This window comes from Fundidesulfovibrio butyratiphilus, assembly GCF_054657235.1.
Genome location: NZ_BAAHXA010000002.1, coordinates 263,454 through 290,404 on the forward strand (window position 1 = coordinate 263,454; position 26,951 = coordinate 290,404).

Annotated in this window: 21 protein-coding genes; 16 read left to right on the forward strand and 5 right to left on the reverse strand. The window is 64.3% G+C overall.

Going from position 1 to position 26,951, the window contains the following annotated elements; translation table 11 throughout:
• Positions 1-97: 97 nt before the first annotated feature.
• From ACYQ01_RS12325 to ACYQ01_RS12335, 3 genes are all read right to left on the reverse strand, one after another.
• Entirely contained in the window at positions 98-3,064 is a 2,967-nt protein-coding gene (locus ACYQ01_RS12325; RefSeq protein ID WP_459934157.1) for a PAS domain S-box protein, read from the reverse strand.
• Positions 3,061-3,930: a transporter substrate-binding domain-containing protein gene (locus ACYQ01_RS12330; RefSeq protein WP_459934158.1), complete on the reverse strand. Its 870-nt coding sequence runs from the start codon at positions 3,928-3,930 to the stop codon at positions 3,061-3,063. Before ACYQ01_RS12330 ends, ACYQ01_RS12325 begins: the two co-directional genes overlap by 4 nt.
• A gap of 250 nt (positions 3,931-4,180) precedes the next feature.
• Positions 4,181-4,837 carry a cyclase family protein gene (locus ACYQ01_RS12335; protein WP_459934159.1) on the reverse strand — a complete coding sequence of 219 codons (657 nt, stop codon included), beginning with the start codon at positions 4,835-4,837 and terminating at the stop codon, positions 4,181-4,183.
• A gap of 144 nt (positions 4,838-4,981) precedes the next feature.
• Between ACYQ01_RS12335 and ACYQ01_RS12340 the strand changes: the two genes are divergently transcribed.
• From ACYQ01_RS12340 to ACYQ01_RS12355, 4 genes are all read left to right on the forward strand, one after another.
• Positions 4,982-5,962 carry an ABC transporter substrate-binding protein gene (locus ACYQ01_RS12340; protein WP_459934160.1) on the forward strand — a complete coding sequence of 327 codons (981 nt, stop codon included), beginning with the start codon at positions 4,982-4,984 and terminating at the stop codon, positions 5,960-5,962.
• The gene (locus ACYQ01_RS12345; protein WP_459934161.1) at positions 5,946-7,883 is read left to right on the forward strand and encodes a SpoIIE family protein phosphatase; all 1,938 of its coding nucleotides are present in this window, start codon (positions 5,946-5,948) and stop codon (positions 7,881-7,883) included. Before ACYQ01_RS12340 ends, ACYQ01_RS12345 begins: the two co-directional genes overlap by 17 nt.
• A gap of 87 nt (positions 7,884-7,970) precedes the next feature.
• Complete coding sequence (locus ACYQ01_RS12350) at positions 7,971-8,867, forward strand: biotin-independent malonate decarboxylase subunit beta (protein ID WP_459934162.1); 897 nt, start codon at positions 7,971-7,973, stop codon at positions 8,865-8,867.
• Positions 8,864-9,571 carry a biotin-independent malonate decarboxylase subunit gamma gene (locus tag ACYQ01_RS12355; protein ID WP_459934163.1) on the forward strand — a complete coding sequence of 236 codons (708 nt, stop codon included), beginning with the start codon at positions 8,864-8,866 and terminating at the stop codon, positions 9,569-9,571. Before ACYQ01_RS12350 ends, ACYQ01_RS12355 begins: the two co-directional genes overlap by 4 nt.
• Before the next feature lie 156 nt (positions 9,572-9,727).
• On the opposite strand, the gene ACYQ01_RS12360 is transcribed toward ACYQ01_RS12355, so the two are convergent.
• Positions 9,728-10,387 (reverse strand): hypothetical protein, encoded by a 660-nt coding sequence (locus ACYQ01_RS12360; protein ID WP_459934164.1) that lies wholly within the window; start codon positions 10,385-10,387, stop codon positions 9,728-9,730.
• 403 nt (positions 10,388-10,790) lie between these two features.
• Positions 10,791-11,693 carry a LysR family transcriptional regulator gene (locus tag ACYQ01_RS12365; RefSeq protein ID WP_459934165.1) on the reverse strand — a complete coding sequence of 301 codons (903 nt, stop codon included), beginning with the start codon at positions 11,691-11,693 and terminating at the stop codon, positions 10,791-10,793.
• Positions 11,694-12,093: 400 nt separating this feature from the next.
• Between ACYQ01_RS12365 and ACYQ01_RS12370 the strand changes: the two genes are divergently transcribed.
• From ACYQ01_RS12370 to ACYQ01_RS12425, 12 genes are all read left to right on the forward strand, one after another.
• Positions 12,094-13,386, forward strand: coding sequence for a sensor domain-containing diguanylate cyclase (locus tag ACYQ01_RS12370; protein WP_459934166.1), 1,293 nt, complete (start codon positions 12,094-12,096; stop codon positions 13,384-13,386).
• Between the two features lie 354 nt (positions 13,387-13,740).
• Positions 13,741-14,565, forward strand: a complete 825-nt coding sequence (gene nifH, locus ACYQ01_RS12375; RefSeq protein WP_459934167.1) for a nitrogenase iron protein — start codon at positions 13,741-13,743, stop codon at positions 14,563-14,565.
• 40 nt (positions 14,566-14,605) lie between these two features.
• Positions 14,606-14,965 carry a P-II family nitrogen regulator gene (locus ACYQ01_RS12380; RefSeq protein ID WP_459934168.1) on the forward strand — a complete coding sequence of 120 codons (360 nt, stop codon included), beginning with the start codon at positions 14,606-14,608 and terminating at the stop codon, positions 14,963-14,965.
• Positions 14,962-15,336, forward strand: a complete 375-nt coding sequence (locus ACYQ01_RS12385) for a P-II family nitrogen regulator (RefSeq protein WP_459934169.1) — start codon at positions 14,962-14,964, stop codon at positions 15,334-15,336. Before ACYQ01_RS12380 ends, ACYQ01_RS12385 begins: the two co-directional genes overlap by 4 nt.
• Positions 15,337-15,370: 34 nt before the next feature.
• A complete protein-coding gene (gene nifD / locus ACYQ01_RS12390; protein ID WP_459934170.1) occupies positions 15,371-17,023 on the forward strand; it encodes a nitrogenase molybdenum-iron protein alpha chain in 1,653 nt (550 codons plus the stop codon).
• 12 nt (positions 17,024-17,035) lie between these two features.
• Entirely contained in the window at positions 17,036-18,418 is a 1,383-nt protein-coding gene (nifK, locus tag ACYQ01_RS12395) for a nitrogenase molybdenum-iron protein subunit beta (RefSeq protein WP_459934171.1), read from the forward strand.
• Positions 18,419-18,562: 144 nt separating this feature from the next.
• Positions 18,563-18,865, forward strand: coding sequence for a (2Fe-2S) ferredoxin domain-containing protein (locus tag ACYQ01_RS12400; protein ID WP_459934172.1), 303 nt, complete (start codon positions 18,563-18,565; stop codon positions 18,863-18,865).
• 293 nt (positions 18,866-19,158) lie between these two features.
• Positions 19,159-20,577 carry a DHA2 family efflux MFS transporter permease subunit gene (locus ACYQ01_RS12405; RefSeq protein WP_459934173.1) on the forward strand — a complete coding sequence of 473 codons (1,419 nt, stop codon included), beginning with the start codon at positions 19,159-19,161 and terminating at the stop codon, positions 20,575-20,577.
• Positions 20,578-20,664: 87 nt separating this feature from the next.
• Positions 20,665-22,170, forward strand: a complete 1,506-nt coding sequence (locus tag ACYQ01_RS12410; RefSeq protein WP_459934174.1) for a hypothetical protein — start codon at positions 20,665-20,667, stop codon at positions 22,168-22,170.
• Between the two features lie 689 nt (positions 22,171-22,859).
• Positions 22,860-23,933 carry an acyltransferase family protein gene (locus ACYQ01_RS12415; RefSeq protein WP_459934175.1) on the forward strand — a complete coding sequence of 358 codons (1,074 nt, stop codon included), beginning with the start codon at positions 22,860-22,862 and terminating at the stop codon, positions 23,931-23,933.
• Between the two features lie 216 nt (positions 23,934-24,149).
• Entirely contained in the window at positions 24,150-25,538 is a 1,389-nt protein-coding gene (nifE, locus tag ACYQ01_RS12420) for a nitrogenase iron-molybdenum cofactor biosynthesis protein NifE (RefSeq protein WP_459934176.1), read from the forward strand.
• Positions 25,535-26,944, forward strand: a complete 1,410-nt coding sequence (locus tag ACYQ01_RS12425; RefSeq protein ID WP_459934177.1) for a nitrogenase component 1 — start codon at positions 25,535-25,537, stop codon at positions 26,942-26,944. The genes nifE and ACYQ01_RS12425 overlap by 4 nt, the downstream gene beginning before the upstream one ends.
• The last annotated feature ends 7 nt before the right edge of the window (positions 26,945-26,951 follow it).

Genomic DNA, 26,951 nt, shown 5'->3' on the forward strand with positions numbered 1-26,951 from the left:
GGCGGCAGAAGAGACAGCCTATCGGCAACCTATCGGTAGACAAACGCGCAGGAAGCAAGGAGTGGAAAGGGGTTGCGGGGCGCTCGCTGGTCGGGCCTTACGTTTGGCTCGGCGGGGCGGTCTTGTCCCGGGCGGACAACACCCGGTCGATGACCGCAAGCAGAGTGGTCATGTCCACGGGCTTGGACACGTAATCGTTCATGCCCGCGTGCAGGCATTTTTCCCGGTCGCCGCTCATGGCGTAGGCGGTCATGGCCACGATGGGGGTGTCCCGGGCGCAGGAGGTCTGCCCGGCGCGAACCGCGCGGCTGACTTCGATGCCGTCCATCACCGGCATCTGCACGTCCAACAGCAGCAGGTCGAAGTGCTGGGCGGGAAGGGCCTTGAGCGCTTCTTGGCCATTTTGGACGCCCACGGTGGTGAAACCGGCTTTTTCGAGCATCTTGCGGCAGGTGGTCAGGCTTATCCAGTCGTCGTCGGCCACGAGCACGTGCGGCTTTTCGCCGGTGTTGGCCTGAGCCGGAGTCTGGGAAGCCTCTTGGGGCGCGGCTTCGCCTCCGGGGGGGCGAAACGGCAGGGAGAGATAGAGCGTGGTGCCCTGGCCGAGGGTGCTGTCGATGGAAAGCTCTCCGCCCATGAGGGTCACCAGCTTGCGCACGATGGAAAGGCCAAGCCCCGCGCCTTGAAAGCGCCGCCGATAGGACCCTTCCCCCTGGGCGAAGGGCTCGAACACGCTCTTGAGCTGTTCGTCGGCGATGCCGATGCCGGTGTCCACGATGATGAAGAGCAGGCGAAAATGGATGAAGTTCCCGGGTTCCAGGGCCATGACCTCCACCCGCACCTGTCCGTGCTCGGTGAACTTCACGGCGTTACCCACCAGGTTGAAAAGCACTTGGCGCAGCCTGGTTTCGTCGCCCCAAAGCCTGCGGGGCACCTGTTCGTCGATGGAGAAACTCAGGCCAAGGCCCTTGGTTTCGGCCGCCAGGGAGAAAAGCTCCAGCACGGCGGTGCGCAGGTCCTCCACGGCGAAGTCGGTTTCGTGGATGGCGAGCTTGCCCGCCTCGATGCGCGAAAGGTCCAGAATGTCGGAGAGCAGCCCTGTCAGCCGGCGCGAGGACTGGATGGCCGACAACAGGTATTCGTTTTGTTCCGCGTCCAGTTCCGTGGTGCCCATCAGTTGGAGCATGCCCAGGATGCCGTTCAGGGGCGTGCGGATTTCGTGGCTCATGTTGGCCAGGAATTCGGACTTGGCCAGGTTGGCGGATTCGGCGGCCTCCTTGGCCTTGCGCATGGCCTCGGCCGCGCGTTTGAGCTCGCCCGTCTCGTGGAAAAAGACCAGGCAGCAGCTCCGGTCGTTGATGGTGAAGGGCACGGCGGTCAATTCGACCTCGATCGCCTGTCCCTCGGGCGACATGACCACCTCGGAAGCCGGAGGCAGGGGGCGGCGTTCCCCGCTCGCCACGCGCAGGATTTCGCCCACGGAAAATCGCCGTTCGGGATGGAAACGGTCCAGGACCGGGGAGCCCATGAGCTTGGCCGGGGTCTGGGCCCGGAACAGCCGGGCGGCGGCCTCGTTGGCGTAGACGAAGGTTCCGTCCGCCTCGACGAAAATGCCCTCGGGCGCGCTGTCGGTCAGGGTGCGGAAGCGCTCTTCGCTTTCGCGCAGGGCCAGTTCGGCGTGGCGACGCTCGGTGATGTCGATGCAGTGGCCGATGTAGCCCAGAAATTCGCCGTTGGTGTCGTAGCGGGGGGCGCTGTCGCCCACGATCCAGCGGTAGGAGCCGTCCGCGCGCAGCAGCCGGTACTCCAGGGAGAAGGGCGCGCGGCTGTCGAAGGCCGCCCCGTAGCGGGCCAGGCAGCGTTCCCGGTCGTCGGGATGCACGTCGTCCAGCCAGCCGTCGCCCAGTTCCTGGTCCAGGTCGCGTCCGGTGAAACGCAACCAGGGCTGGTTGAAGTAGTCGCAAAGCTTGTCGGTGCCCGAGGTCCAGATGAGGGCGCGTCCGCTGTCGGCCAGGGTGCGGTAGTGCAGTTCGCTTTCTTTGAGGGCCAACTGGTAGCGCTTTTCTTCCGACTGGTCGCGAAAGACCAGCACCACGCCGATGATGGTCCCGTCCGCGATGCGGATGGGCGCGGCGCTGTCCGCTATGGGGTGTTCCACGCCCTGGCGGGAGACCAGCAGGGTGTGGTTGGCCAGGCCGACCACGAATCCCTCCCGGATCACCCGGTCCACGGGATTTTCCACGGTCCGGCCGTCGCTTTCGTTGCGGATGAGGAACACGTCGCTCAACGGCCGCCCCCGGGCCTCGCCGTCCGACCAGCCGGTAAGCTCTTCGGCCACGGGATTGAGCAGCTCCACCTTGCCCAGGGCGTCCGTGACCACCACGCCGTCGCCTATGCTGCGCAGAGTGATCTCGTGGCGTTCGGCCAGGGCCTGGCGGGCCTCTTCGGCCTCCCGTCTGGCCTGTCCCGCGGTGAACACCAGGATTCCCAGCCCCGTGAGCAGGGCCGCCGCCACGATCAGGGAAAAGAAGAACTCCTCGTCCAGGCGGGAGGAAAGCTGACGCAGGCGGCTCCTGGTGTGGGCGTCGATGCGGTCGGCCTGGCGTTCGAGATCGTGAAAGGCGATGCGCAGGGCGGCTTCCTTGGCCACCCGGGTGGTGCCGGCTTTTTTCCATTCGCCCAGGTTCAGGTTGAAGAGGTCGATGCTGGCCCGAAAGCGCAGGGCGGCTTCCGGGTCCTGGTCCCGGTATTCGGCCATGGAGCCCTCGAAGGAGTCCAGGGCCTGCTTGAGCAGGGCCAGCCCCTGGTCTTTCTGGAAGGGGGAGCGCTCCTCGTCGGCCAAGATGGCGCTCAGGAAGCCGTTGGCCAGGTCGATGCGCGCGCTGCGCAGGGTATCGAGCCGCCTGGAGACTTCGTTCAGGATGTTGTGATGGCGCACATGAATGAACGCCAGGCTGGCGCACACCGCGAACGACAAGAACACCGTGGCCCACATCTCCACCCTTCCGCCGAGCAGTCGTTGGGTCAGGGACCGTGCAGAGGGAGGAGAGGAAATGGCGTTCACCTGGCGAGTACATCCTTTACGCTGACGTTTCCTGGCAATTCGCCGGGGGAAAACCCGAACCGCTTGATAAGGGCGAGATATTCGGGAGCGCGTACCAGGGGGCTCTGGGCGGCGTTCCAGGCCTTGAGCAGGGCCTTGTCCTTTTTGCGAAATACAAAGGCCCCGTACCCGGCCGCGCCGGTCAGGTCGGAGTTGGGTTGTTCGAAGGGGTCGGCCATTTCGGTCTTGCCCAACTGGTCGCGCGTGGCCATCCAGGCGATGGTGACCGAGGACAGGGCCAGGGCGTCGGCCAGGCCGGACTCCACGGCGGCGCGGCCCGTTTGGGCGTCGGGAACGTGGAGCAGGCGGGACTGGGGAAGCCCCAGGCGTTCGAGCAACTGGATTTCGAACGAACCGGTCAGGGCCGCGATGCGCGCCCCGGTCAGGCTGACGGCCTTGGTGTAGTCGTGCAGCCGCAGGGGGTTACCCGCGGCGACGAGAAGCCCCTGGCGCACATGGAAGAAGGGCTCGGAAAAGGCCACCCGCTCCGCCCGGGCCGGGGTGATGAACATTCCGGCGGCGATCACGTCGACGCGGCTGTTTTCAAGTTCGTCGAGAAGCGAGCCGAATTCCGCCAGACGCCATTCGATGCGCTCCACTCCCAGCGCGGCGCATACCTGCCTGGCCAGTTCGGGCGACTGTCCGGTCACCTCCCCGTCGGCGGTGAGAAAGGCGTAGGGGGCTTCCACCGCGTAGCCGATGCGCAGGGAGCGGGTGCTGCGGACTCGCGCCAGGGATTGGTCTTGCGTGGCGTATTCCCAATAAAGCGCCCCGGCCGCGACAAAGGCGGCCAATATGAGGAAGGGAATATACCGTGACAGTTTCATGGTCCGCTCGCTCGGGAAATTCACGCCGTGGCGCCTTCCCTGGAATTCAAGACGGTTGAAACACCAAGTGAGAGACCAATTTTATTCATACGAGTATGCAGATGTTGTGTCAATTAAAGAGCGGGAAAAGTCGCTTGCTCCCCGGGCGGTTGCGCGATTTCTCCGCGCGGGCGCGATGGGCGTCCGGTCCTTGCCAAGCGGCGCGCAGGCCTTCCCGCTGGCGAGACGCCCCGGTGAGGCCGCGACGCCGTCACCCCCGGCGGAGGCGGGGCGCAAGCGGCCGCAGCACGGCCCGCGCCGGAGCGGCTTCGGCTCCGGCCAGGCGCAGGGGCAGGCAGACGAGTTCGACCGGGCCGGGAGGGGCGGCGCTCAAATCGAGATTTTCCAGGACCCAGACGCCGGCTTGCAGCAGGGCGCGGTGGACCGCGGCTTCCGGCTCGTCGAAAGGCCCCACCGAGGGCCCGTCCATTCCCACAAGGCGCACCTGGCGTCGGGCCAGAAACCGGGCGGCGTCCGGGGTCAGGGCCACGTAGGCGGGGGTAAAGGCCCGGCGCGGGACCGGGGCGGCGGAATTGGCCGTCTTGAAGAGCAGACGTTCGCCCCGGCGGGGGCGTAGCGGCCGCAGTTCCCGCTCGGTGATCGCCTCCACGTGTTCCAGGGCCACCACCCGGGCCCGGCCGATGCCGGTTTCAAAGGGCCAGGAGTCCATGTTCGCCCCGGCGACAAGGGAGTGGAGGGGCGCTTCGACATGCGCGCCGGAATGCGCGCTCATGCCCAGCGCGGTCACGGTGCAGGGATCGCCCCGGGCCTGGTCCAGGAACCGGTCGAGCGTGGTGGGCGGATCGCCGGGCCAAACGGACATGCCCGAAAATACCGGGCGGGAGATGTCGATCCAGGGCGCGGGCATGGCGGTCTCCGGGTTGGGGTGCGCCGCTCGGGGGCGCGTTCGCGCCACGGTAGCCCGAAAGTCCTCTCCCGGGCAATCGCGCGGTCGAGGGTCGTGGCCCGTCGCGTCTTCCCAAAGCCCGGCGCGTTGGCTAGAGTGCGCTCCATGTCCTCACGGCGACGTCTCATCGTTTTCATGCTGCTCCTGGTTTCGGCCCTGTGGGCCGCCTCCGGGGCCTTGGCGGGCGAACTCAAGAAGGCCACGCTCATCCCCCAGTGGGAGCCCCAGGCCCAGTTCGCCGGCTATTACGTGGCCAAGGCCAAGGGCTTCTACGCCGCCCACGGAGTGGACATGACCATCCTGCGCGGTGGGCCGTACAATCCCCCCTCCAGGCTCCTGGCCGAGGGCCGGGCCCAGTTCGGCACTCTGTTCTTGTCCACCGCCCTCAAGGAGCGCGCCGCCGGCCTGCCCCTGGTCAACCTGGCCCAGATCATGCGCGGCTCCACCCTGCTCCTCGTGGCCCGGGCCGCAAGCGGCATCAAGAGCCCGGCCGATTTCCAGGGCAAGCGGGTGAGCCTGTGGGGCAAGGAGTTCAGCCTGCAGGCCGAGGCCTTTTTCGCCCGGCACGGCGTCACGGTCGTCCACCTGCCCCAGGCCTACAGCGTGGATCTGTTTTTGCGTGGCGGAACGGACGCCGCCTGCGCCATGTACTACAACGAGTACCACACCCTGCTGAACTCCGGCCTGGACCCCAAGGATCTCATCGTGTTTCCGCTGCGCGACTACGGGTTCGACTTTCCCGAAGACGGCCTCTACTGCCTGGACGCGACGCTGGCCAGCGACCCGGAACTCTGCCGGGCCGTGACCGAAGCCAGTCTCGAAGGCTGGCTGTACGTCTTCGCCCACCCCGACGAGGCCCTGGACATCGTCATGGACCGGGTGCGCGCCGCCAACCTGCCCACCAACCGCATGCACCAAAAGTGGATGCTGGGGCGCCTGGTCGAGGCCATGGCCCCCCGGGAAGGCGCTTCCGGGCCCGGTCCCCTGTCCCGCCAGGAGTTCGACACCATGGCCCGGGCCCTGCGCCAGGCCGGGCTCCTGGCGCGCCCCGTGACCTACGAGGAGTTTCATGCCGACATCCGTTAAGGCCCCGCGCTCGCGAGGGTTGGCCTTCAAGCTCTCGCTGCTCACCCTGGCCTGCACCGCGGGCATCTTTCTCGGGGCCTTCGCCTATTCGTACCACTCCTCGCGCCAGACCATCCTGAACGACGCGGCCGCGAACGCCCACAACCTCACCCAGGCCGGCATCGGCCGCATCCGGTCCACGTTGGCTTCGGTGGAGGAGGTTCCCGGCCTTCTGGCCGCCTCCTACGCCAAGTCCAAACCCTCGCGCCAGACCGTATTGCGCGACCTCACGGGCTTTATCTTTTTCAACCGGGCCGTGTACGGGGCCTGCGTGGCCTACGATCCCGGGGCCTACGACCGGTCCGAGCCGTATTTTTCGCCCTACGCCTTTCGCAAGAAGGACGGCGTGGAATACGCCAACCTGGGCAAGGCCTACGGCTACCCCTCGGCGGACTGGTTTCTGATCCCACGCGAACTGGGAACCCCCCAGTGGAGCGAGCCCTATTTCGACGAGGGTGGCGGGGGCGTGGTCATGAGCACCTACAGCGTGCCGTTTTTTCACGTCGAAAACGACAAGAAAACCTTTCTGGGCGTGGTGACGGCCGACCTGTCGCTGAATTGGCTGCGGTCCCTGGTGGGCTCCATTCAGGTGGAGCGCACGGGGTACGCCTTTCTTCTGAGTCGCAACGGGGTGTTCGTTTCCCACCCGGACCAGGACCGCATCATGCGTGAAAGCATTTTCAGCATGGCCGAGGCGGCCGGCGACACGGCGCTCAGGCGCATCGGACAGGACATGATCCGGGGCGGACAGGGATTCGTGCGCCTGCCCGATTTCGTGACGGGACGGGGCGCGTGGCTGTCCTACGCGCCGGTGCCGGGCACGGGATGGTCCATGGGGCTGGTGCTGCCCGAGGACGAACTTTTCGAAGACCTGGATCGCCTGGGCCGCCAGGTGGCGGGCATCGTGTTCTGCGGGCTGGGGCTTCTGGTGGTGGCGGTGGTGGCGGTGTCTTCGGGCATCACCCGACCGCTCAAGGCCTTGGCCGGCCGCACGGCCCAGATCGCCCGGGGAGATCTGGACGCGCCCCTGCCCGTGAACGGATCGAGCGACGAGGTGGGACAGTTGGCCAGGAGCTTCGAGGAAATGCGTCTGGCCCTCAAGGACTACATCGCCAACCTCACCGAAACCACCAAGGCGAAAGAGCGCATGGAGTCGGAGCTCAAGATCGCCCGCACCATCCAGATGAGTTTTCTGCCCAAGCGCTTTCCGCCCTTTCCCGAGATCGGGCGGTTCGATCTGCACGCGGAGCTGGAGCCGGCCCTGGAGGTGGGCGGCGACCTGTTCGACTTCTTTTTGTTGGCCGACGGAAGGCTTCTGTTCCTGGTGGGAGACGTGTCGGGCAAGGGCGTGCCGGCGGCACTGTTCATGGCCGTGACCAAAACCCTGGTCAAGGGCATCGCCGAAGCGGAAAGCACGCCCGCGGCCATTTTGGCCCGGGTGAACAACGAATTGGCCGTGGACAACGAAGCCCTGCTGTTCGTCACCATGTTTCTGGGGCTTTTCGACTTTTCCACCGGAGAGCTGACCTACTCCAACGCCGGGCACAACCCGCCGGTGCTGGTGCGCCGCGGCCGGGCCGGCTTGCTGGATGTGCCCAAGGGGATTTTCCTGGGCGTCATGGACGACGCCCCCTATGCGGACATGCGCCTGACCCTGGAGCCGGAAGATTCCTTGCTGGTCTACACCGACGGCGTGAACGAGGCCATGGACGCCCAGGGCGGATTCTACGGCAACGACCGCCTGCTGCGGGTGGCGGCCGGCCTTGGCGGACGCGGGGCCCGAGCCGTGGGCGAGGCGCTCATGGCCGACGTGCGTGTTTTCGCCGGCGAAGCCCCCCAGGCCGACGACATCACGGTGTTGGTCCTCGGCTTCAAGGGGTGAGGCGGCGGCGGGGGCCCTGGCGCGGGCAAACGGGTCGCGGGGCGTTTGGGGCTTGGGCAACACGCGACGACCACACGAGGCAAGGCCATGAACACCACCGGACAAAGCTATTTCGAAGCCAGCGCCAGGCAACGCATCCAAGGCCTGGTCGACGAGGCGAGCTTTTCGGAAATTTGCGGACCCGGCCAAGGCGCGTCCAGCCCGAGCCTGGCCTATTTCGACCTGCCGGCCGCGCCGGACGACGGGGCCGTGGTGGGCGACGCCCGCATTGCCGGGCGGCGCGTGGCCCTGGCCGCCCAGGAAGGCCGGTTCATGGGCGGGGCCTTCGGGGAAGTCCACAGCGCCAAGATCGCCGGAATGCTCCAGCGGAGCCTGCGCGTGCGGCCGCAGGCCTTTGTCTTTCTCTTCGATTCGGGCGGGGTCCGTCTTCAGGAGGCCAACGCCGGCGAAATCGGCGTCACGGAAATCATGCGCGGCGTTTTCGACCTGCGCCACGCGGGCGTGCCGGTGATCGGGGTGGTGGGCGGTTCGCGCGGTTGTTTCGGGGGCGCGGGCATCGTTTGCGGTTGTTGCGACCTGCTCGTCGCTTCCGCGCGGGGACGCATGGGCGTATCCGGTCCCGAGGTCATCGAGACCACCATGGGGGCCCAGGCCTTCGATTCCCACGACAAGGCCCTGGTCTGGCGGACCACGGGAGGCAAGAACCGTTACCTGTTCGGCGCGGTGCGCCACCTGGTGGAGGACGACATTCCCTCCTTTCGCCAGGCCGTCATCCGGGCCATGGACGAACCCGTCGACTACAGCCTGGAAAGCCTGGCCGCCAAGCGGGCGGCGCTCGCCGAGCGCCTGGAGCGGTTCGGCCAGGCTCGCGACGCCCTGGACGTCTGGCGCGCCATGGGCTTTGCGCACCCGGAGGCCATCCCGGACATGGACGTCCGGGAGCTTGAGGCCGAGCGAAAGGCGCTTGGGGAGGGACGAGCATGAACCTGGTCGAAGCGTTGAAGAATCTGTTTCCGGCCGGTTGGCGCGTGGAAATGAAGGGAAACGTGCTCACGGGTCAGGCCCGCATCGGCGACCGGGGCGAAACCACGGCGGCGGTTCTCGGGGCCGCGAACAACGCCCCCATCGGGCTGGAGGGAATTTTGGCCCTGGGTCAGGGGCTCGAAAACGTCATGCGCGACCATCCCGGGCGTCCCATCGTGCTTTTAGTGGACAACAGCGGCCAGCGCATGGCCCTGCGCGAAGAGTTGCTCGGACTTTTCGAATACATCGCCAACCTGGCCGCCCTGCAGGACATGGCCCGACGCCGGGGACACAAATTGCTGGCCGTGGTCTACGGCAACTCGGTGGCGGGCGGGTTCATCGCCTGCGGCATGTGCGCGGACCGGGTGTGCGCCTTTCACGACGCCAGGACTTCGGTCATGAACCTGCCGGCCATGGCCAAGGTGACCCATCTTTCCCAGGACTTTCTGGAAGGGCTCAGTCACACGTTGCCGGTGTTCGCGCCCGGTCTGGACAATTTCTACAAGATGGGTGGCATCCACGAGATCTGGGATTCCCGGTACTCGTGCCGGCTGGAAGACGCCCTGGCCGGCTGCGCCTCGGACGACAACCGGGCCGAACTGGGCAAGGAGCGTTGCGGCCGCACCATGGCCCGCGATGTCATGAACCTGGTGGCCTCGGCCTGAAAAGCGGCCGGAGGCGCGCCTGGGGGGCGCGGCGCTTCCCGCGAACGGAGCGGGGCGGCCGAACGCCGCGGAAACCGGGAGCGTAAGGGGGTTGGCCCCCTGTGCGGCGAAGGGCCGGGAGAGGCCGGGCCTCCCCCGCCCTTCGGTCAGAGACGGTCAGTTGTTGCAGAACTTGATGGAGTCCATGATCCGGCGCAGCGTTTCCCGCGAGGCGGTAAAGTCCTCGTTGGCGCTGAAGGCCATGAAATTCATGTAGTAGTTGTCCTTGTCGTATCCCTGCCAGATGATGCGCTGGATGCCGTTCTTCTGGGGGGCTTCCACCACTTCCCAGCCGATGATCCCGCACTTCTTCTTGGGCGTGCCGTCGTCGCGCCGCTTGGCTTCCAGCAGCTTGTCGATCTTTATGTCCTCCTTGGCCGACTTGAGGCTGGCGTCCACCGAGGACTTGGCGGGAAAGCTCATCTGCATCCGGGTCATGTGCACGGTAAAGCCCATGGTGGTTCCGGGCATCTGGTAGCTGACGTCCTCGGAATCCGGCTCGCCCGACACCTTTTCCCATCCGGCCGGGATGGTGAATTCAAAATTGCGCGACGTGTTCTTGAAGGTCGTGGCCTGGGCCAGAGGCTTGGAAACGCCGCCCGAGAAGCCCTTGCCGGATGTGGCGGCCGGCGCGGAGCCGGACGAGCTGTCTTTGGATTTGGTCACCGCGTCGAGGCCTTTTTGCAGCACTCCGAACTGGGCCGAGGCCGGCGAAGCGGACAGGGCGATAAAACAGCACAGCAGCAGGGCCCAACACGCGTACGAAACAGTCTTCATGGCGTCCTCATCAGGTGAAAGGTTCCCGGTTCGGTCCGGCCTGGTCCTTGTACCGCGCGAGGCCAGGGACCAGCCCGAAGGCCAGTCGCACCCATAGGAAAGGGTAGGATACCTCATCGTGTAGGAAAAGTGCGATGGCGTGTCAATGCCGGAGCAGGCCGGCGCGCCGTGGGGCGGCGCGGCGGGATGGGCGGATGGCCGGTGGATTCCGGGAAGACGAAAACGTGGTTCGGACAGGATGGCGCGGCCTTACCAGCCCGCCCAAAAAGTCGATTCATGCAGCCTGTTCAAACAACGTGCTGGCAAGGCGCGCAAAAAAGTCAAGCCCGAAGCGGAGTGGGCATCCGTTGAGGGTTTGCGTTTTTCGCAGCAACGCGGCCAGCAAGGATTTTTCAACAAGCTGTTACGAGGCGGTGATGTTCGAGCACACCTCGTAAATCCTGTCGCGCAGCCAGGCGTGGGCCACGTTGCCGTCCATGCTTTCGTGCCAGACCTGCAGGTAGTCGATGGTCGGAAATTCCTTCGGGGGATCGACGATCTGGGTCCCGGTGACGGCGGCGAGGGGGGCGGCCATGAGGTCGGGCACGGTGGCCACGCATTCGGACGAGGCGGCCACGAAGGCGGCGGCCATGAAATAGGGCACATAGGCCTTGATGTTGCGGCAGTAGCCCCGCGCCGAGAGCAGGAGGTCCACCAGCGAGTTGTACTTGTCCGACCGGGTGACGCACACGTGCTGGCGTTCGATGTAGTCGTCCATCGTGATGCGGCCGGACTGGGGAGCCTGGGCCTTCTGGACCAGGCATTTCATGCCGCATTGCAGCACGGTGCGGAAGTTGAACTCTTTCGGGGCCGGATACGGCCAAAAAGCGATGTCCACGGCGCCCAGGCGCAGGTCGTCGAAAACGGAGTCGCTCCAGGGAACGATCCGGACCGAGGCGGCCTTGTCCTTGAGGGCCTCGATCAGGTGGGGGACGATGATGAAGGCTCCGAAATCGGTGGCCGCGATGTTGAACACCCGGTTGATCGTGGAAGGATCGAACTCGTGGCCGTTCAAAATGGCGGAAAGCGACGGCATCACCGCTTCCAGGGCGTTTTGCAGTTGGACCGCCAGGGGGGACAGGACGTATACTCCTCCGCGCCGGATCAGGAGTTTGTCCTTGAACGCCTGACGAAGCTTGTCGAGCATTTTGCTCATCGCCGACTGGGTGACGCCCATTCGCAAGGCGGCCCGGGAAATATGTTTTTCGGCGAGAAGAACTTTCAAAGCTGGAAGCAGATTTAAGTCAAATTCCCTATTGTAAAGCATTGAGCACCAGTTTTTTGGCAAGAGACGCGCACGACCATAGGCAGTGCATGGGCAATGGTAGTTTGTCTGAGGTTCGATGCCACGGCGGGACGGATAGCCAGGAAGCGTCTTCACATGCCCGTCGCCAAACGGCCTGAAGCGCTATCAATAATCATGAAACAGGGCAAGGCCAACTTTCTTATTTACATCTGCAAGAAAATCCTAATGTCTGCAACACTATTCCCCGTTGTAATAAGGAGTATTCCATTTCACGGATTGACCTGAACCAGAGCCTGAAGGAATATGGCACATTGAATTGTGCATATTCGGAGGCTGGAAGTTGAGTTCATCCCGCTACGACGGCAAGCTGCAATGTGATAGAACGTTTACAAGTCAACGGAATACGGCGATAGGTTTTGGTATGATTGACGATGTGAAGACGCTTCGTATTATTGCTGACTATACCTACCATTGGGAATTCTGGCGAGACCCGGCCGGGAAGCTGGTGTGGGTTTCGCAAGCCTGCGAAGCCGTCACCGGCTACACCACCCAGGAGTACGTCTTCTGTTCGCAGTCGCTCCTGGAATGCATCATGGCCCAACGCTCGCGCGACACCTGGTTGAAGCATGAGGAGTTCATTCGGAACAATCACGAGGCGCATTGCGAAATCGAACTGCTGGTCAGGAAGAAAAACGGAGAAGAAGCGTGGATTCTGCACACGTGCAGGCCAATCTATGACCAGCGCGGCGTCTATCTCGGGCGACGGGGATGCAACGTGGACATCACGTATCGAAAACGAATGGAGCAAGCGCTGGTCAGAAGCGAGTCCATCCTGCGCACGACGATCGATTCCATATTCGACGGCATAGTCGTCGCCAACCGGAGTCTGCACATCGAGCAAGTCAATTGCCAGATCTACTCCATGTTCAACATTTCGAAGGACTATGTCGGAAGCAGCGTGTGGAGTTTTTTCGAGGCGATTTGCAGCTGCGCTTCCAATTCGAATTGCGCGGTGAAGCTTTCGCCGTCGAACGGCGACATTTTTTCGTTGAACGACTACGTTTTTCTTACCAAACATGGCAAGTACTTCGCGGTGAATTCCCGCAAGACGGTGGATGAACTGAACTATACGGGGTGGATCTGGAGTTTCCGCGACGTCACCACCATCAAGCTGCATGAAGAAAAGCTCAACACCCTGGCGCGCACCGACCCGCTCACCGGGGTGGGCAACAGGCGGGAATTTTGCAATCGCGGGCAGCGGGAATTCGAACGCTGCAAACGCTACGGCACGCCCTTGAGCCTGCTCGTGCTGGACATCGACCGGTTCAAATCCATCAACGACCGATTCGGCCACGACGCCGGGGACATGGTGCTGGTGGCCGTGGCCAAGGTCTGCGAAGACCTCCTGCGCGGCTCCGACCTCTTTTGCCGTATCGGTGGAGAGGAGTTCGCCGCCCTGCTGGTCCAGACCGACGCAACCCAGGGCCTGTTCACGGCCTCGCGTCTGCACAAGGCCATTGCCGAGCTGTCCGTGGCCAATGGAAATTCCACAATTCACACCACGGTGAGCATCGGGGTGGCCAGCGTCGACCTGGGGCACGACTCCATCGAAAGCGTGCTCAAGGACGCGGACCGGGCCCTGTACGAAGCGAAAGCCCAGGGCCGAAACCGGGTCTGCTCCTCCTGCCGGGACGAGCCCGAAAGCCCCCGCTGACCCCGGCGGGCGGACCGCCTCCCCCTCTTTTCCCCTCGGTATTTCCCCTCCCACGCGACTCAAGCGCGATCGGTTGCCGGCCCACCCCCGGGAACCGGTCGCGCGCGTTCTTTTCGACCCGCCGCTCGCTGCGTCCTTCCTCTTGGACAATTTTGAAGGAACTTTTCTTACAATATTGTCTGACAAAACTGTCGCACCCCGAGTTTCGCCGGAGCGCCTCCGGGAGCGGCACGCCCCGCAGCCCGCGCCGAAACACGAGAATAACGAAAATTGTAAAAAACAGGTCGCCCTGGCACGCCCTTTGCGAGAGGAGTTTCGCTTTCGACAAAATCCATCATCACCCGGGAGGCGTGTATGAGAAAGATCGCTATCTACGGAAAGGGCGGCATCGGCAAGTCCACCACCACACAGAACACCGTGGCCGGTCTGGCTTCGATGGGCAGGAAAGTCATGGTCGTCGGCTGCGACCCCAAGGCCGACTCCACCCGTCTGCTCCTTGGCGGATTGCAGCAGAAGACCGTGCTCGACACCCTGCGCGAGGAAGGCGAGGACGTCGAACTCGACGACATCCTCAAGGTCGGCTTCATGGGCACCATGTGCACGGAGTCCGGCGGTCCGGAACCCGGCGTGGGTTGCGCCGGGCGCGGCATCATCACCTCCATCAACCTGCTCGAACAGTTGGGCGCCTACAAGGAAGACAAGCACCTTGACTACGCCTTCTACGACGTCCTGGGCGACGTTGTGTGCGGCGGGTTCGCCATGCCCATCCGCGAAGGCAAGGCCCAGGAGATCTACATCGTGGTCTCCGGCGAAATGATGGCCATGTACGCGGCCAACAACATCTGCAAGGGCATCGTGAAGTTCGCCGAAGCCGGCGGCGTGCGCCTGGGCGGGCTCATCTGCAACTCCCGCATGGTCGACCGCGAGGCCGAACTCATCACCGCCCTGGCCGATCGCCTGGGCACCCAGATGATCCACTTTCTGCCCCGTGAAAACCAGGTGCAGCGGGCCGAGCTCAACCGCAAGACGGTCATCGACTACTCGCCCGAGCACCCCCAGGCCGACGAGTACCTGACCCTGGCCAAGAAGATCGAAAACAATTCCATGTTCGTCATTCCCAAGCCGCTGGCCATCGAGGAACTCGAAAAGCTGCTCGTGGAATACGGCATCGCCAACTAGACCCAGACGACGTGAACCCCAACCAGCAGGAGATACCCGCATGCTCATCATGATCCGTTCCATCGTCAGGCCCGAGAAGGCGGACGACGTTCTGGCGGCGCTCATGGACGCCGGATTTCCGGCCGCCACCAAGATGTCGGTGGCCGGGCGCGGCAAACAGCGCGGCATCAAGATCGGCGAGATCACCTACGACGAGATTCCCAAGGTCATGGTCATGACCGTGGTCGGCGACAAGGACCAGGAGTTCGTGGTCAAGACCATCATCGAAGCCGCCCGGACCGGGGGCAAGGGCAACTTTGGCGACGGCAAGATCTTCGTCACCCCGGTGGAGGAGATGTACACCATCAGTTCGGGCGTCAAGGAAACCGACCTGTCTTCGGTCGGGGAGGCCAGGCCATGAAGGAAGTCATCGCCGTCATCCGCATGAACAAGATGAACCAGACCAAGCGGGCCTTGACGGAGTCCGGCCTGGCCGCCTTCTTCGCCCACGAGGCCTGGGGCCGGGGCAAGGGCCTGGTCAACGCCCTGGTGGCCCAGGGCGCGGCCGAGGGTTACCAGGAGGCCGCCGAGGTTCTGGGCAGCAAGGGAAAGCTTTTCGCCAAGCGCGTGGTCACCGTGGTGGTGCCCGACGACAAGGTGGAAGGCGTGGTCAAGGCCATCATGGAGGCCAACAGGACAGGCGCCGCCGGCGACGGCAAGATCTTCGTGGCCCCGGTTGCCGACTCCGTGCGGGTGCGCACCGGAGAAGCCGGCGCTCCCGCCATCGAATAACAGCCGGGCTCGTCGAGCCCGACACGAGGTATATATGGACGCACCGATGAAGGACCATGTGGTCTCGCCCCCCATCGATCCAGAAGAGGCCAAGAAGGAGCTTTTGGCCAAGTATCCGCCGAAAGTGGCGCGCAAGCGGTCCCAGCAGATTTTCGTCACGGAGAACGAAGGCAACGACGAGCGGGAAATCCTGGCCAACGTCCGTACGGTTCCCGGCATCATCACCATGCGCGGTTGCACCTACGCGGGCTGCAAGGGCGTTATTTTGGGCCCCACCCGCGACATCGTCAACATTACCCACGGTCCCATCGGCTGCGGGTTCTACTCCTGGCTGACCAGGCGCAACCAGACCGACGCCAGCGCCCCGGACGCGGCGAACTACATGCCCTACTGTTTCTCCACGGACATGCAGGACAAGGACATTATCTTCGGCGGGGAAAAGAAGCTCAAGCAGGCCATCCAGGAGGCCTACGACCTCTTGAAGCCCAAGGCCATCGCGGTGTTCTCCACCTGCCCGGTGGGCCTCATCGGCGACGACGTGCACGCCGTCTGCCGCGAGATGAAGGCGAAGCTCGGCATCAACGTGTTCGGCTTCTCCTGCGAAGGGTACAAGGGCGTGTCCCAGTCGGCGGGGCACCACATCGCCAACAACAAGATCTTCACCGAGGTGATCGGCACGTCCGACACGCCCAACAAGACGGGCAAGTACGTCATCAACATCCTGGGCGAGTACAACATCGGCGGCGACGCCTTCGAGATCGAGCGCATACTCAACAAGTGCGGCATTGTCCTGAACGCCACGTTTTCGGGCAACTCGACCTACAACGATTTCGCCTCGGCGCAGACCGCCGACCTGAACACCGTCATGTGCCACCGTTCCATCAACTACGTGGCCGACATGATGGAGACCAAGTACGGCATCCCCTGGGTGAAGATCAACTTCATCGGCGCCAACGCCACGGCCAAGAGCCTGCGCAAGATCGCCGCCTACTTCGGCGACAAGGAGCTGATGGATCGCGTGGAGGACGTCATCGCCGAGGAAATGCCCCCGGTGGAAGCCGCCCTGGCCGAGGTGCACCCCCGCACCCAGGGCAAGACCGCCATGCTGTTCGTGGGCGGGTCGCGCGCCCACCACTACCAGGAGCTTTTCCACGAGATGGGCATGACCACCCTGGCCGCGGGCTACGAGTTCGCCCACCGCGACGACTACGAAGGCCGCCGGGTGATCCCCGACATCAAGGTGGACGCCGACTCGCGCAACATCGAAGAACTGCACGTGGAGGCCGACCCCAACGAGTACAAGCCCCGCTTGAGCGAAGAGCGGCGCAAGGAGTTGGAGAACTCGGGCTTCAAGTTCAAGGAGTACGAGGGACTCATCCCCGACATGCCCAAGAAGACCATGATCATCGACGACCTCAACCAGTTCGAGGCCGAGAAGCTCATCGAGATCTACAAGCCTGACGTCTTCTGCGCCGGCATCAAGGAAAAGTACTCTGTGCAGAAGATGGGCGTGCCGCTCAAGCAGTTGCATTCGTACGACTACGGCGGACCCTTCGCCGGATTCAAGGGCGCCGTCAATTTCTACCGGGAAATCGACCGCATCACGAGCACCAAGGTGTGGGACAAGATCAAGGCCCCCTGGCACAAGGAAGGCCCGGAACTCGAAGCTTCCTACGTGGTCGGCTAGGAGGAACAAACCATGACGCTTCTCAAGCACACAACGGCGGAAATCAACGAAGATCGGCAGGCTCTGACCATCAACCCGGCCAAGACCTGCCAGCCGGTGGGCGCCATGTACGCGGCCCTGGGCATCCACGGTTGCCTGCCGCACTCCCACGGCTCCCAGGGCTGTTGCGCCTACCACCGTTCGGCGCTCACCCGTCACTACAAGGAGCCCATCTCCGCGGCCACCAGCTCGTTCACCGAAGGTTCGAGCGTGTTCGGCGGGCAGTCCAACCTGCTCACCGCCATACAGAACATGTTCTCGGTCTACGAACCGGACATCATCGCCGTGCACTCGACCTGCCTTTCCGAGACCATCGGCGACGACCTGACCCAGATCGTGGAAAAGGCCAAAAGCGACGGCAAGGTGCCGGAAGGCAAGTACGTCATCCACGCCAACACGCCTTCGTACGTGGGCTCCCATGTCACCGGCTATTCGAACATGGTGCTGGGCATGGCGAAGTACCTGGCCAAGTCCACGGGGGTGAAGAACGGCAAGCTCAACATCATCCCCGGCTTCTGCGAGCCGTCGGACATGGCCGAAATCGGTCGTCTGGCCACGCTCATGGGGGTGGAGTTCAACCTGTTCCCGGATACTTCCGGGGTGGTCAACGCCCCTCTGACCGGCGTCTACGAGATGTATCCCAAGGGCGGGGCCAAGATCGAGGACATCGCCAGCGCCGGCGACGCCATGCGCACCCTGGCCCTGGGCGAATGGGCCACGGCCGCCGCGGCCAAGCACTTGGACGCGGAGTTCAAGGTGCCCTGCACCCTGCTTGAGCTGCCCATCGGACTGGCCGCCACGGACGCCTTCATCCAGACCATGCACTCCGTGGCCGAAAAGCCCGTGCCGGCCGTGATCGACTTCGAACGCGGCCAGGTGATCGACATCCTGAGCGACTACAGCCAGTACTTCCACGGCAAGCGCGTGGCCCTGGCCGGAGACCCGGATCAGCTCATCCCGTTGACCCGCTTCCTCGTGGAGTTGGGCATGATCCCGGCCTACATCGTCTCGGGAACGCCGGGCAACAAGTTCGAGCGGACCATCCGCGAGATCGTCAAGGACGTGCCCGGCGAGGTCAAGGTCAAGTGCCCGGGCGACATGTTCCTGCTGCACCAGTGGATCAAGCAGGAGCCCGTGGATCTGCTCATCGGCAACACCTACCTGAAGTACGTGTCGCGCGACGAGGACATCCCCCTTATCCGGCACGGCTTCCCGATTCTCGACCGCATGGGGCACTCGTACTTCCCGTCGGTGGGCTACAAGGGCGCCATGCGCCTGATGGAAAAGATGCTCGACGCCATTCTCTCGCGCCGCGACCGCGACGACAGCGAGATTCAGTTCGAGCTCGTGTTCTAAAACAGAAGACAGAGGCAAACAGACGCCTCCGGCGGCCGGGGGGAAGGATTCCCCCCGGACCCCCCCGAGCGGGGCGCGCAAAAACGTCAAGGCGGCGAGCCACGGGCAGGCGTCCCGGCACGATCCGCGCGAGGGAGACAAGTCATGGTCAACAAGCCTACACATCATATTTTGGTCTGCAACAGCTTTCGGGCCAAGGGCGAACCCAAAGGCGTCTGCTACAAATCGGGCGGCGGCCTTCTGCAATACCTGGAGACCGAGATCCTGGATCGGGGGCTCGACATTCTCATCACGGGCACGGGTTGCCTCAAACAGTGCGAGCAGGGTCCGATCATGGTGGTCTACCCCGAAGCCTGGTGGTACGGCGGGGTGGACAGCGAGGACAAGGTGGACGAAATTCTCGACGCCCTGGAAAACGGGGAAGTCTGCGAAGAATATCTTCTTTAGAGTCTGCTTGCGGCCGGGCCGCGAACCTCCAAGGGTGGACCGCCGGGGACGAAAGTTTCCGGCGGTTTCTCGTGGCGCGGAGCCCGAAACACACGCCCTGGCCACGGTTGCCCCGCGTGCGGGTCGCGCCTGCCGACAGGGCGCGGGACCAGGGTCGGGCCTTTCGCGTTCCCCGCGGGCGGCGGGGTTGCCTCGTGCGCGTCTTCCCGCTATCGCTGCCGCGCGAAGGACCGTTTCGCGTCCTTTGGAGGAACTCGGCAATCAGGCGGCTCCGGCCGTTTCTCGGAGACAGGATGACTCGACCCCCCAACGCTTCCGCCGGGCCGGAGCACGGCTTTTGCGCCAACCCCTGGGCCTGCCTGGCGGTGTCGTGCACAGGCACCTTCATGGCCACCCTGGATGGCGGCATCGTCAATGTGGCCCTGCCCGTGGTGGCCAAGGACTTCGGCGTTCACCTGCCCCAGGCCCAGTGGGTGGTGTCGGCCTATTTTCTGTGCATTTCGTGTCTGCTGCCGGCCTTCGGGCGTCTGGGCGACATGTACGGGCGTCGCGGGGCCTATCGTCTGGGCTTTCTCGTGTTTGCCGCGGCCTCGGCCCTGTGCGGCCTGGCCCACGGCATCTGGTGGCTGGTGGGCGCCAGGGTGGTCCAGGCCGTGGGAGCGGCCCTGCTCATGGCCAACGGTCCGGCCATCGTGATGATGAGCTTCCCCGGCCCCACTCGGGGGCGGGCCATGGGCACCATCGGCATGGTGGTCTCCCTGGGCTCGCTGGCCGGTCCGGCCCTGGGAGGACTACTCATGGGGCTGTGGGGCTGGCCGATGCTCTTTTTCCTCAACCTGCCCATCGGCCTGGCCGGGGCCGCGCTGTCCCACGTGGTGCTGCCCGACGACAGGCGAAGCGCCCCGGAACCCTTCGATTTCGTGGGCGCGCTCATCTATGCCGCCGGCATGGTGAGCCTTTTGCTGGTGGCCGGGCACGGCGGCGAATGGGGCTGGTCCTCGCCGCGCACCCTGACCGCGTGCGTGGTGGCCGGCTGCGCCCTGGCGCTGTTTCTGCGCCGCCAGGCCAGGGCCGAAAGCCCCCTGGTCGACCTGTCGCTTTTCCGCATCCGCCCCCTGGCCCTCGGCAACCTGGCTTCGCTGTTGTGCTTCATGGCCCTCTTCGCCAACATCATCCTGTTGCCGTTTCTGCTCACCAACGTGGTCGGCATGACCGCGGCGGACACCGGCCTGGTGCTGGCCATGCACCCCCTGGTCACGGCCGTGGTCGCCCCGCTGGCCGGGTTGGCTTCCGAAAAGGCGCCCGCGTCCCTGCTCACCGCGGGGGGGCTCATCGTGCTGGCCGGGGCGCTCTACGCCCAAACCCTTCTCGGTCCCCACGCCACCTTCTGGCGCGCCGCCCTGGGGCAGGCCTGCGTGGGGCTGGGCGCGGGGGTGTTCATGGCCCCCAACAACAGCGCGGTGCTGGGCAGCGCTCCCCGGTCCAAAAGCGGTGTGGCCGGCAGCCTGATGGCCCTGGTGCGCAACCTGGGCATGGTCTGCGGAGTGGCCCTGGCCACGGCGGTGTTCGAACAGTATCGCCAGACGGCCGTCCTGGCCGGTCTGGGCGGCCAGAGCGCCTTTCTTTCGGGGTTCTCGGCCGCCTTGACCGCAGCCGCCGGACTGGCTCTGGCGGGGGCGGCTCTGTCCGGATTTCGTGGCGGTGGCGAGTAGTCAAAAACGGCTCTGGCGCTTTTCCCCCGGACGGTTTCCGTGTACAAGGGGGATGCGCCCCAGCGCTCAAAAATCAGGAACTGCGCCATGCCCCAAGCCACCCCCGAAGCCCAGGCCCGATTCGAAGCCTGCCTGATCACCCTTCGCCAACTCAAGGAAGCCTCGTCCAGGCGCGAAGTGGTGGAGCGAGACATTTTGCTGTCGCTGCTTTCGGCCAACAAGGAGCGCATTTCCGAATTTCCCGCCAGCGAAGCGGACCAGCAGAATCTGGTCAACACCCTGACCACGCGGTGCGAAACCCAGCCCGGATACGCGCACCTGCGCGAATGGCTGGTGGAGTTCGTGGCCCAGCTCAACCAGTACGAGGTGGCCAAGCGCACCGGGGCCGAGGACCAGATCCCCGACCTGGAAAGCGCCCTGCTGGTGGGCGAGACCCTGTTGGCCAAATGCCTGCAGGGATACATTTTCGTTATCGGCATCATCCGGGACGAACTCGGGGACACCGTGCTCCACCGGTTCGGCGAGGGGGCCCTGGCCCGCATCGACGAGTTGGCCAATGCCGGCGAGGCGGACGCGCGCTACTGGCGCGGCTTCTTCGAGACGTTTCTCTTCGAGTTCGTGGCCAAGGCCTACGACGAGGTTTTGGCCGGGGAGCAATACCGCCTGGTGCGGGAGGGGGCGTTTCTGGCCCTGCGCATCTCCCTGGACGCCCTTACCGCCAGACTGCCCGGGGTCGGGGACAAGACCATCGACAAGACCCGGCTCCAGACCGCTTTCGAGCACGTCCAGACCGTGTTCGAGGCCCGACAGGCGGCGGTGTTCGCCGCCGGCCTGGTCTCGGGACTGCCCAAGTCCCTGTTGCACGAAAAATACGCCAAGACCGACGCGGAATTTCTGGGGCGCGTGGCCGCCATGGACCAGGTCACGGCCAAGGCCGGGGCGGCGGCCCTGGGCCATCTGCCCGACGTGGGGGAAGACGAGGACCCCGCCACGGTCAAGGCCTTTCTCAAGAATCAGGTGCTGGCCCTGTGCGTTGGCGGCGCATTGGCCCTGGGCATCAGCCGGGAAGACATGGGCCGGGCCCTCAAGAGCTTCAGCCCCCGGGATCTGGACGCCGTGTTCACCACCGCCGGGGCGTTCCATCCGGTGGCCATGCGCCACGCCTATCAGCTCATGATCGAACTGGCGCTTTTGGGCTTCATGACGGAAAAGGCCGGCGACGACGCGGGCAGCAAGGTGCAGGTGCGTCTGTTCAAGCACCGCCGGGCGTCGCGCAAGACCGTGGAGGCCCTGGCGTCGGAGGGCCTCAACCGCATTCGCCAAAAGGTCTATTTCGAGGACGATCCCACCTCGCCGAACTGGCTGCTCTTCAAGGCCAAGACCATACAGGACCTGGCCGAGGCCTTGCGCCTTTCCAACATGGAGCCCAAGCTGGTCACCGCGGTGCAGCGTCTGTGGAGCGCCAGACAGTTCCGCTCCGAAGTGGTGGCCCTGGTGAACCTGCCCCTGGTGGCCAAATTCACTCCGAATCTGCAGGCCAAGTTGGCGGAAATTCTGGCCCGTTTCGGCGTGGTGAAGCCCGGGGCGCAGTAGGGCGCGGGCCGAGCGTCGGTTCGCCAGAGCCTCGGGGGCGTGGCGCACGGCGACTTGCGCCGGGGGGCGCCGCGCGTGAGTCGGCAAGCGGATTTTTCCGGGAAGGCGGAGTGCGCTCGGGGCGTGGCGAGCCGCCGCCGAGGCAAAACGAAGAAGGGGCCGGCCCGAAAGCCCGCCCCATGCGAAAATGTTGTGCATGCCGTGTCCCGCCAGGGTTTCCCGGCGCGGCATGGGCCGTGACTAGAGCATTTTTCCGGTCGGCGCCATGTTGTCGGGCGGGGGCTTGCCGTTTTTCAGCCTGTATTTTTTCCTTTCGCAGAGATTCGATTTCTCCTGGGACTTGCAATACAGAGCGGAAAAGCCGGCCGCCACGGAATTCGATTTGCAAAAATTGTTGAAAAACCCACATTTTTCAAGCAGTTCACAGTCCATAAGGCACTCCTGGCATTTTCTTGTTGCCGCAGGATCCATCAAGCGGTTTCATGCTGCACACGGTCGGAAAATTTATCCCAAGCCAATAGGATAATGAATAGGGCAAATCCCTATTTTCAAGCGCCGATCCGTCCCGCCGGGACACGGCCATGATCTTGCCAAACCCCGTCCCCATCGGCTAAGCACAGGACGCCCTCGCGCCGACAGGAGCCCGGAGACGCCTTGCTCCCCCGCTTGCGGCTCCGAATAGACTCAGCATGGGAACACTACGCGTCTTTCTGGCCTTGACGGTCTGCATCAATCATTTCCTGCCCGTCTTCCATATGCCCTCCAACGTCGGGCCTGGAGCCCGGTTGGCCGTGGAAATCTTTTTCATGATTTCCGGCTTCTATATGGCCCTTATCCTGAGCGGAAAATACGCCGGTCCGGGCCGGGTGCGTCTGTTTCTCACCAACCGCATCCTGCGTCTGTATCCCACGTATCTCCTGCTGCTGGGATGCATCGTGGCGTTTTTTTCCGTGACCTCCCTGATCCACAAACGGGAAATGTTCGCCGCTCCCATTCTGCACTGGTTCGGCATGGCCCCGGTCTGGGTCCGATGCTGGGCCGTGGTGGCCAACCTGTTCCTGTTCGGGCAGGACGGGCTTTTCATGATTTCGCTCGCGCCCGAGGGCGGGGTCTGCCTGAACTGTCCGGGGTCGATGCCGGGCTTCCTGGGACTGGCCATCCCCCAGGCGTGGTCCGTGGAGGTGGAGTTTCTCTGCTATTTGTTCGCGCCGTTTCTCGTCAGGTGGCGTTCCAGGAATCTGGTCTTGCTGGTCCTGCCGCTCTTGGCCCTCAAGATGGGGCTCGACTTGCAGCCGGGCATGGACGAGTTCTGGCCGTTTCGGTTCCCCACCTCGGGATTTTCCCTGTTCCTGTTGGGTGTGCTGTCGTTTCGCGTCTACCAGCGCTTCAAGGACACGGGCCTGCTGTCCGGCCTGGCCGCCAAGGCCCTGTGCGCGGCCTTCTGGGCCTACCTTTTCGTCTATCCCGTGGTGCCCGGGGCGCAGGGCAAATCCTTCGCCGTCTATCCCTTCGCCTTTCTGGCCATTCCGACGCTGTTTCACCTCACGCGCCACAACGCGTTCGATCGGGAGTTCGGGGAACTCTCCTACCCGGTCTACCTCACGCACCATTTTCTTTTCATCATCAGCCAGTACTACGTCTCCAGCACCTGGGTGGTCATCCCCTGGACCCTGGTCGCCACCCTGGCGGCCAGCTACGCCATTCACCGGTTCTTCCAGGGACCCATCGAGCGCTATCGCCAGGCGCGCGTGCGGTCGGCCTGACCGGCCGCGTTTGCGCGCTTCTTCGTACATTTTTGTACAATCCCTCTTCCAATTTGTCGCATCCCGCGCGGTCCTTGTCGCGCGCAAATCAAAAAAAGCCTGTTATTTTAGTTAGATACGTTCTGGCACGGGTCTTGATAAGCCTCTGCAATCTCGAGTCGCTTCACCATTGTCGTCGTCGCGACCGGGCAGCGGATCTCCGCACGAGAGGCACACATGGACCAGGCCATTTTCGAAGAACGCAAGGACCAGATATACCGCAAGGGTGAGGGAACCTTCTCCCTGGCCTGCAACCGCGACAGCCTGGCCGGCGCCGTAAGTCAGCGGGCTTGCGTGTTCTGCGGGTCGCGGGTGGTGCTCTATCCCATCGCGGACGCCGTGCACCTGGTGCACGGTCCCATCGGCTGCGCCGCCTACACCTGGGACATTCGGGGCGCTCTCTCCTCGGGTCCCGAACTGCACAGGCTGTCCTTTTCCACCGATCTGCAGGAGATGGACGTCATCTTCGGTGGCGAAAAGAAGCTCAAGGCCGCCCTGACCGAACTCATCGACCGCCACAAGCCCAACGCGGCTTTTGTCTACTCCACGTGCATCGTGGGCATCATCGGCGACGACCTGGCCGCCGTGTGCAAGCAGGTGGAGAAGGAAAAGGGCATTCCGGTGATTCCGGTGCAGTCCGAAGGCTTCAAGGGCAACAAGCGCGAGGGCTACCTGGCGGCCTGCAAGGCCATGTTCACCCTCATGGGCACGGGCGACGTCTCGGACGTGTCCCCCCTTTCCGTGAACATCATGGGCGACTTCAACCTGGCCGGCGAGATCTGGATCATCCGCGACTACTTCGAACGCATGGGCATCCAGGTGGTGGCCAACATCACCGGCGACGGCCGGGTGGCCGACATCCGCCGGGCGCACGGCGCGGCGCTCAACATTGTGCAGTGTTCGGGCTCCACCATGGACTTGGCCAAGATGATGAAGGACGCGTACGGCATGCCCTTCATGAAGGTCTCCTACTTCGGCATCGAGGACATGGCCGAGGCCCTGTACAAGGTGGCCGAGTTCTTCGCCGACAAGGACCCGGGCATGGCCGAGCGCGCCGCCGATCTGGTGCGTGAAGAATTGGCCGTGCTCTATCCCAAGCTTCAGGAGATGCGCCGGGACCTGGAAGGCAAGAAGGCCGCCATCTACGTGGGCGGAGCGTTCAAGGCCTTTTCGCTCATCAAGGCGTTTCGGCACCTGGGCATGACGGTGGTGATCGCCGGTTCCCAGACCGGCACCGAAGAGGACTACGCCGAGTTGGAAGCCGTGTGCGACCCAGGCACCATCATCGTCGACGACTCCAACCCTCTCGAACTTTCGGCCTTCATCAAGGAAAAGGACGTGGACATCTTCGTGGGCGGCGTCAAGGAGCGCCCCATCGCCTTCAAGCTGGGCGTGGGATTCTGCGACCACAACCACGAACGCAAGGAAGCCCTGGAAGGCTTCATCGGCATGTACAACTTCGCCCTCGAAGTGCACCGCACGGTCATGAGCCCGGTCTGGCGCTTCGTGCCCCGCCGGGCCAAGGCCGCCCTCAACTCCGCCGCCAAGAAGGAGGTGGCCGCATGAGCGCCCCCGCCACCCTGCCCCTGTCCAAGGCCAAGTCCGGGCGCAAGGCCGTGGAGTCTTACGTCTCCACCACCAACGCCTGCAAGCTGTGCAAGCCCCTGGGGGCCACCCTGGTGTTTCGCGGCGTGGAAGGGGCCATCCCCTTTCTGCACGGCTCCCAGGGCTGCGCCACCTACATGCGCCGCTATCTGATCAGCCATTTTCGCGAGCCCATGGACATCGCCTCCAGCTCGCTGGGCGAGAAGCACGCCATCCACGGCGGCGGGCCCAATCTCAAGAAGGGCCTGCTCACGGTCATGGAAAAGTATGGCGCGTCCCTGGTGGGCGTGGCCACCACCTGCCTGACCGAGACCATCGGCGACGACGTGTCCGGCCTCATCAAGGAGTTCAAGCGCGAGTTCGCCGGTTTGCCCCTGGCCGACGTGGTCAACGTGTCCACGCCCAGCTACGCCGGTTCGCACATGGAAGGCTTCCACGCCGCGGTGCTGGCCCTGGCCGACCAGTTGGCGTCCAACGCCGAACCCACCGACGCGGTGAACGTGTTTCCGGGGTTCATTTCTCCGGCCGACATCCGCCTCCTGAAGGACGTTTTCGGACATTTCGGCCTGAGCGCGACCATTTTGCCCGATTATTCCGAGACCTTGGACGGTCCGGCCCTGGAAGACTACGAAAAGATTCCCTCCGGCGGGACCCCGCTGGCCGCCATCAAGCGCATGGGCTCGGCTCCGGCCAGCATCGAGTTCGGGGCCACCCTGCCGGACCCCGAAAAGCCCGAATCCGCCGGCTCGCTTCTGCGCGAACGCTTTGGCGTGCCGCTCAACCGCATGGGCCTGCCCATCGGCCTGCGGGCCACGGACGAGCTGTTTTCCGTTCTGGAAACCCTCTCCGGCCGCGAGACGCCCCGGCGCTACCAGTTGGAACGCGGCCGCTACATCGACTCCCTGGTGGACGGGCACAAGTACGTCTCCCAGAAGCGCTGCGTGATCTACGGCGAAGAAGACCTCTGCGTGGGTTTGGCCTCGCTCATGGCCGAGATCGGCGTGCGCCCGGTGCTGGTGGCCGGGGGCGGCAAGTCCGGCCGGATGAAGGCGGCGGTCCACGCCGCGTGCGAGGGCTTTATGCCCGAATTGCCCGAGGTGCGCGAGGGCGCGGACTTCTACGACATCGCCGACATGGCCCGCGAGCTGGCCCCGGATTTCTTTCTCGGCCACTCCAAGGGCTATCGCCTGGCCCGGGAAATGGGCGTTCCCCTGGTTCGGGTGGGCTTTCCCATTCACGACCGTTTCGGCGGGCACCGTTTGCTCAGCCTCGGCTACCAGGGCGCGCAGAACCTCTTCGACCGTGTGGTCAACGCCGTCATCGAAAAGAAGCAGGCCGATTCCGACATCGGCTACGGATACATCTAAGGAGCCC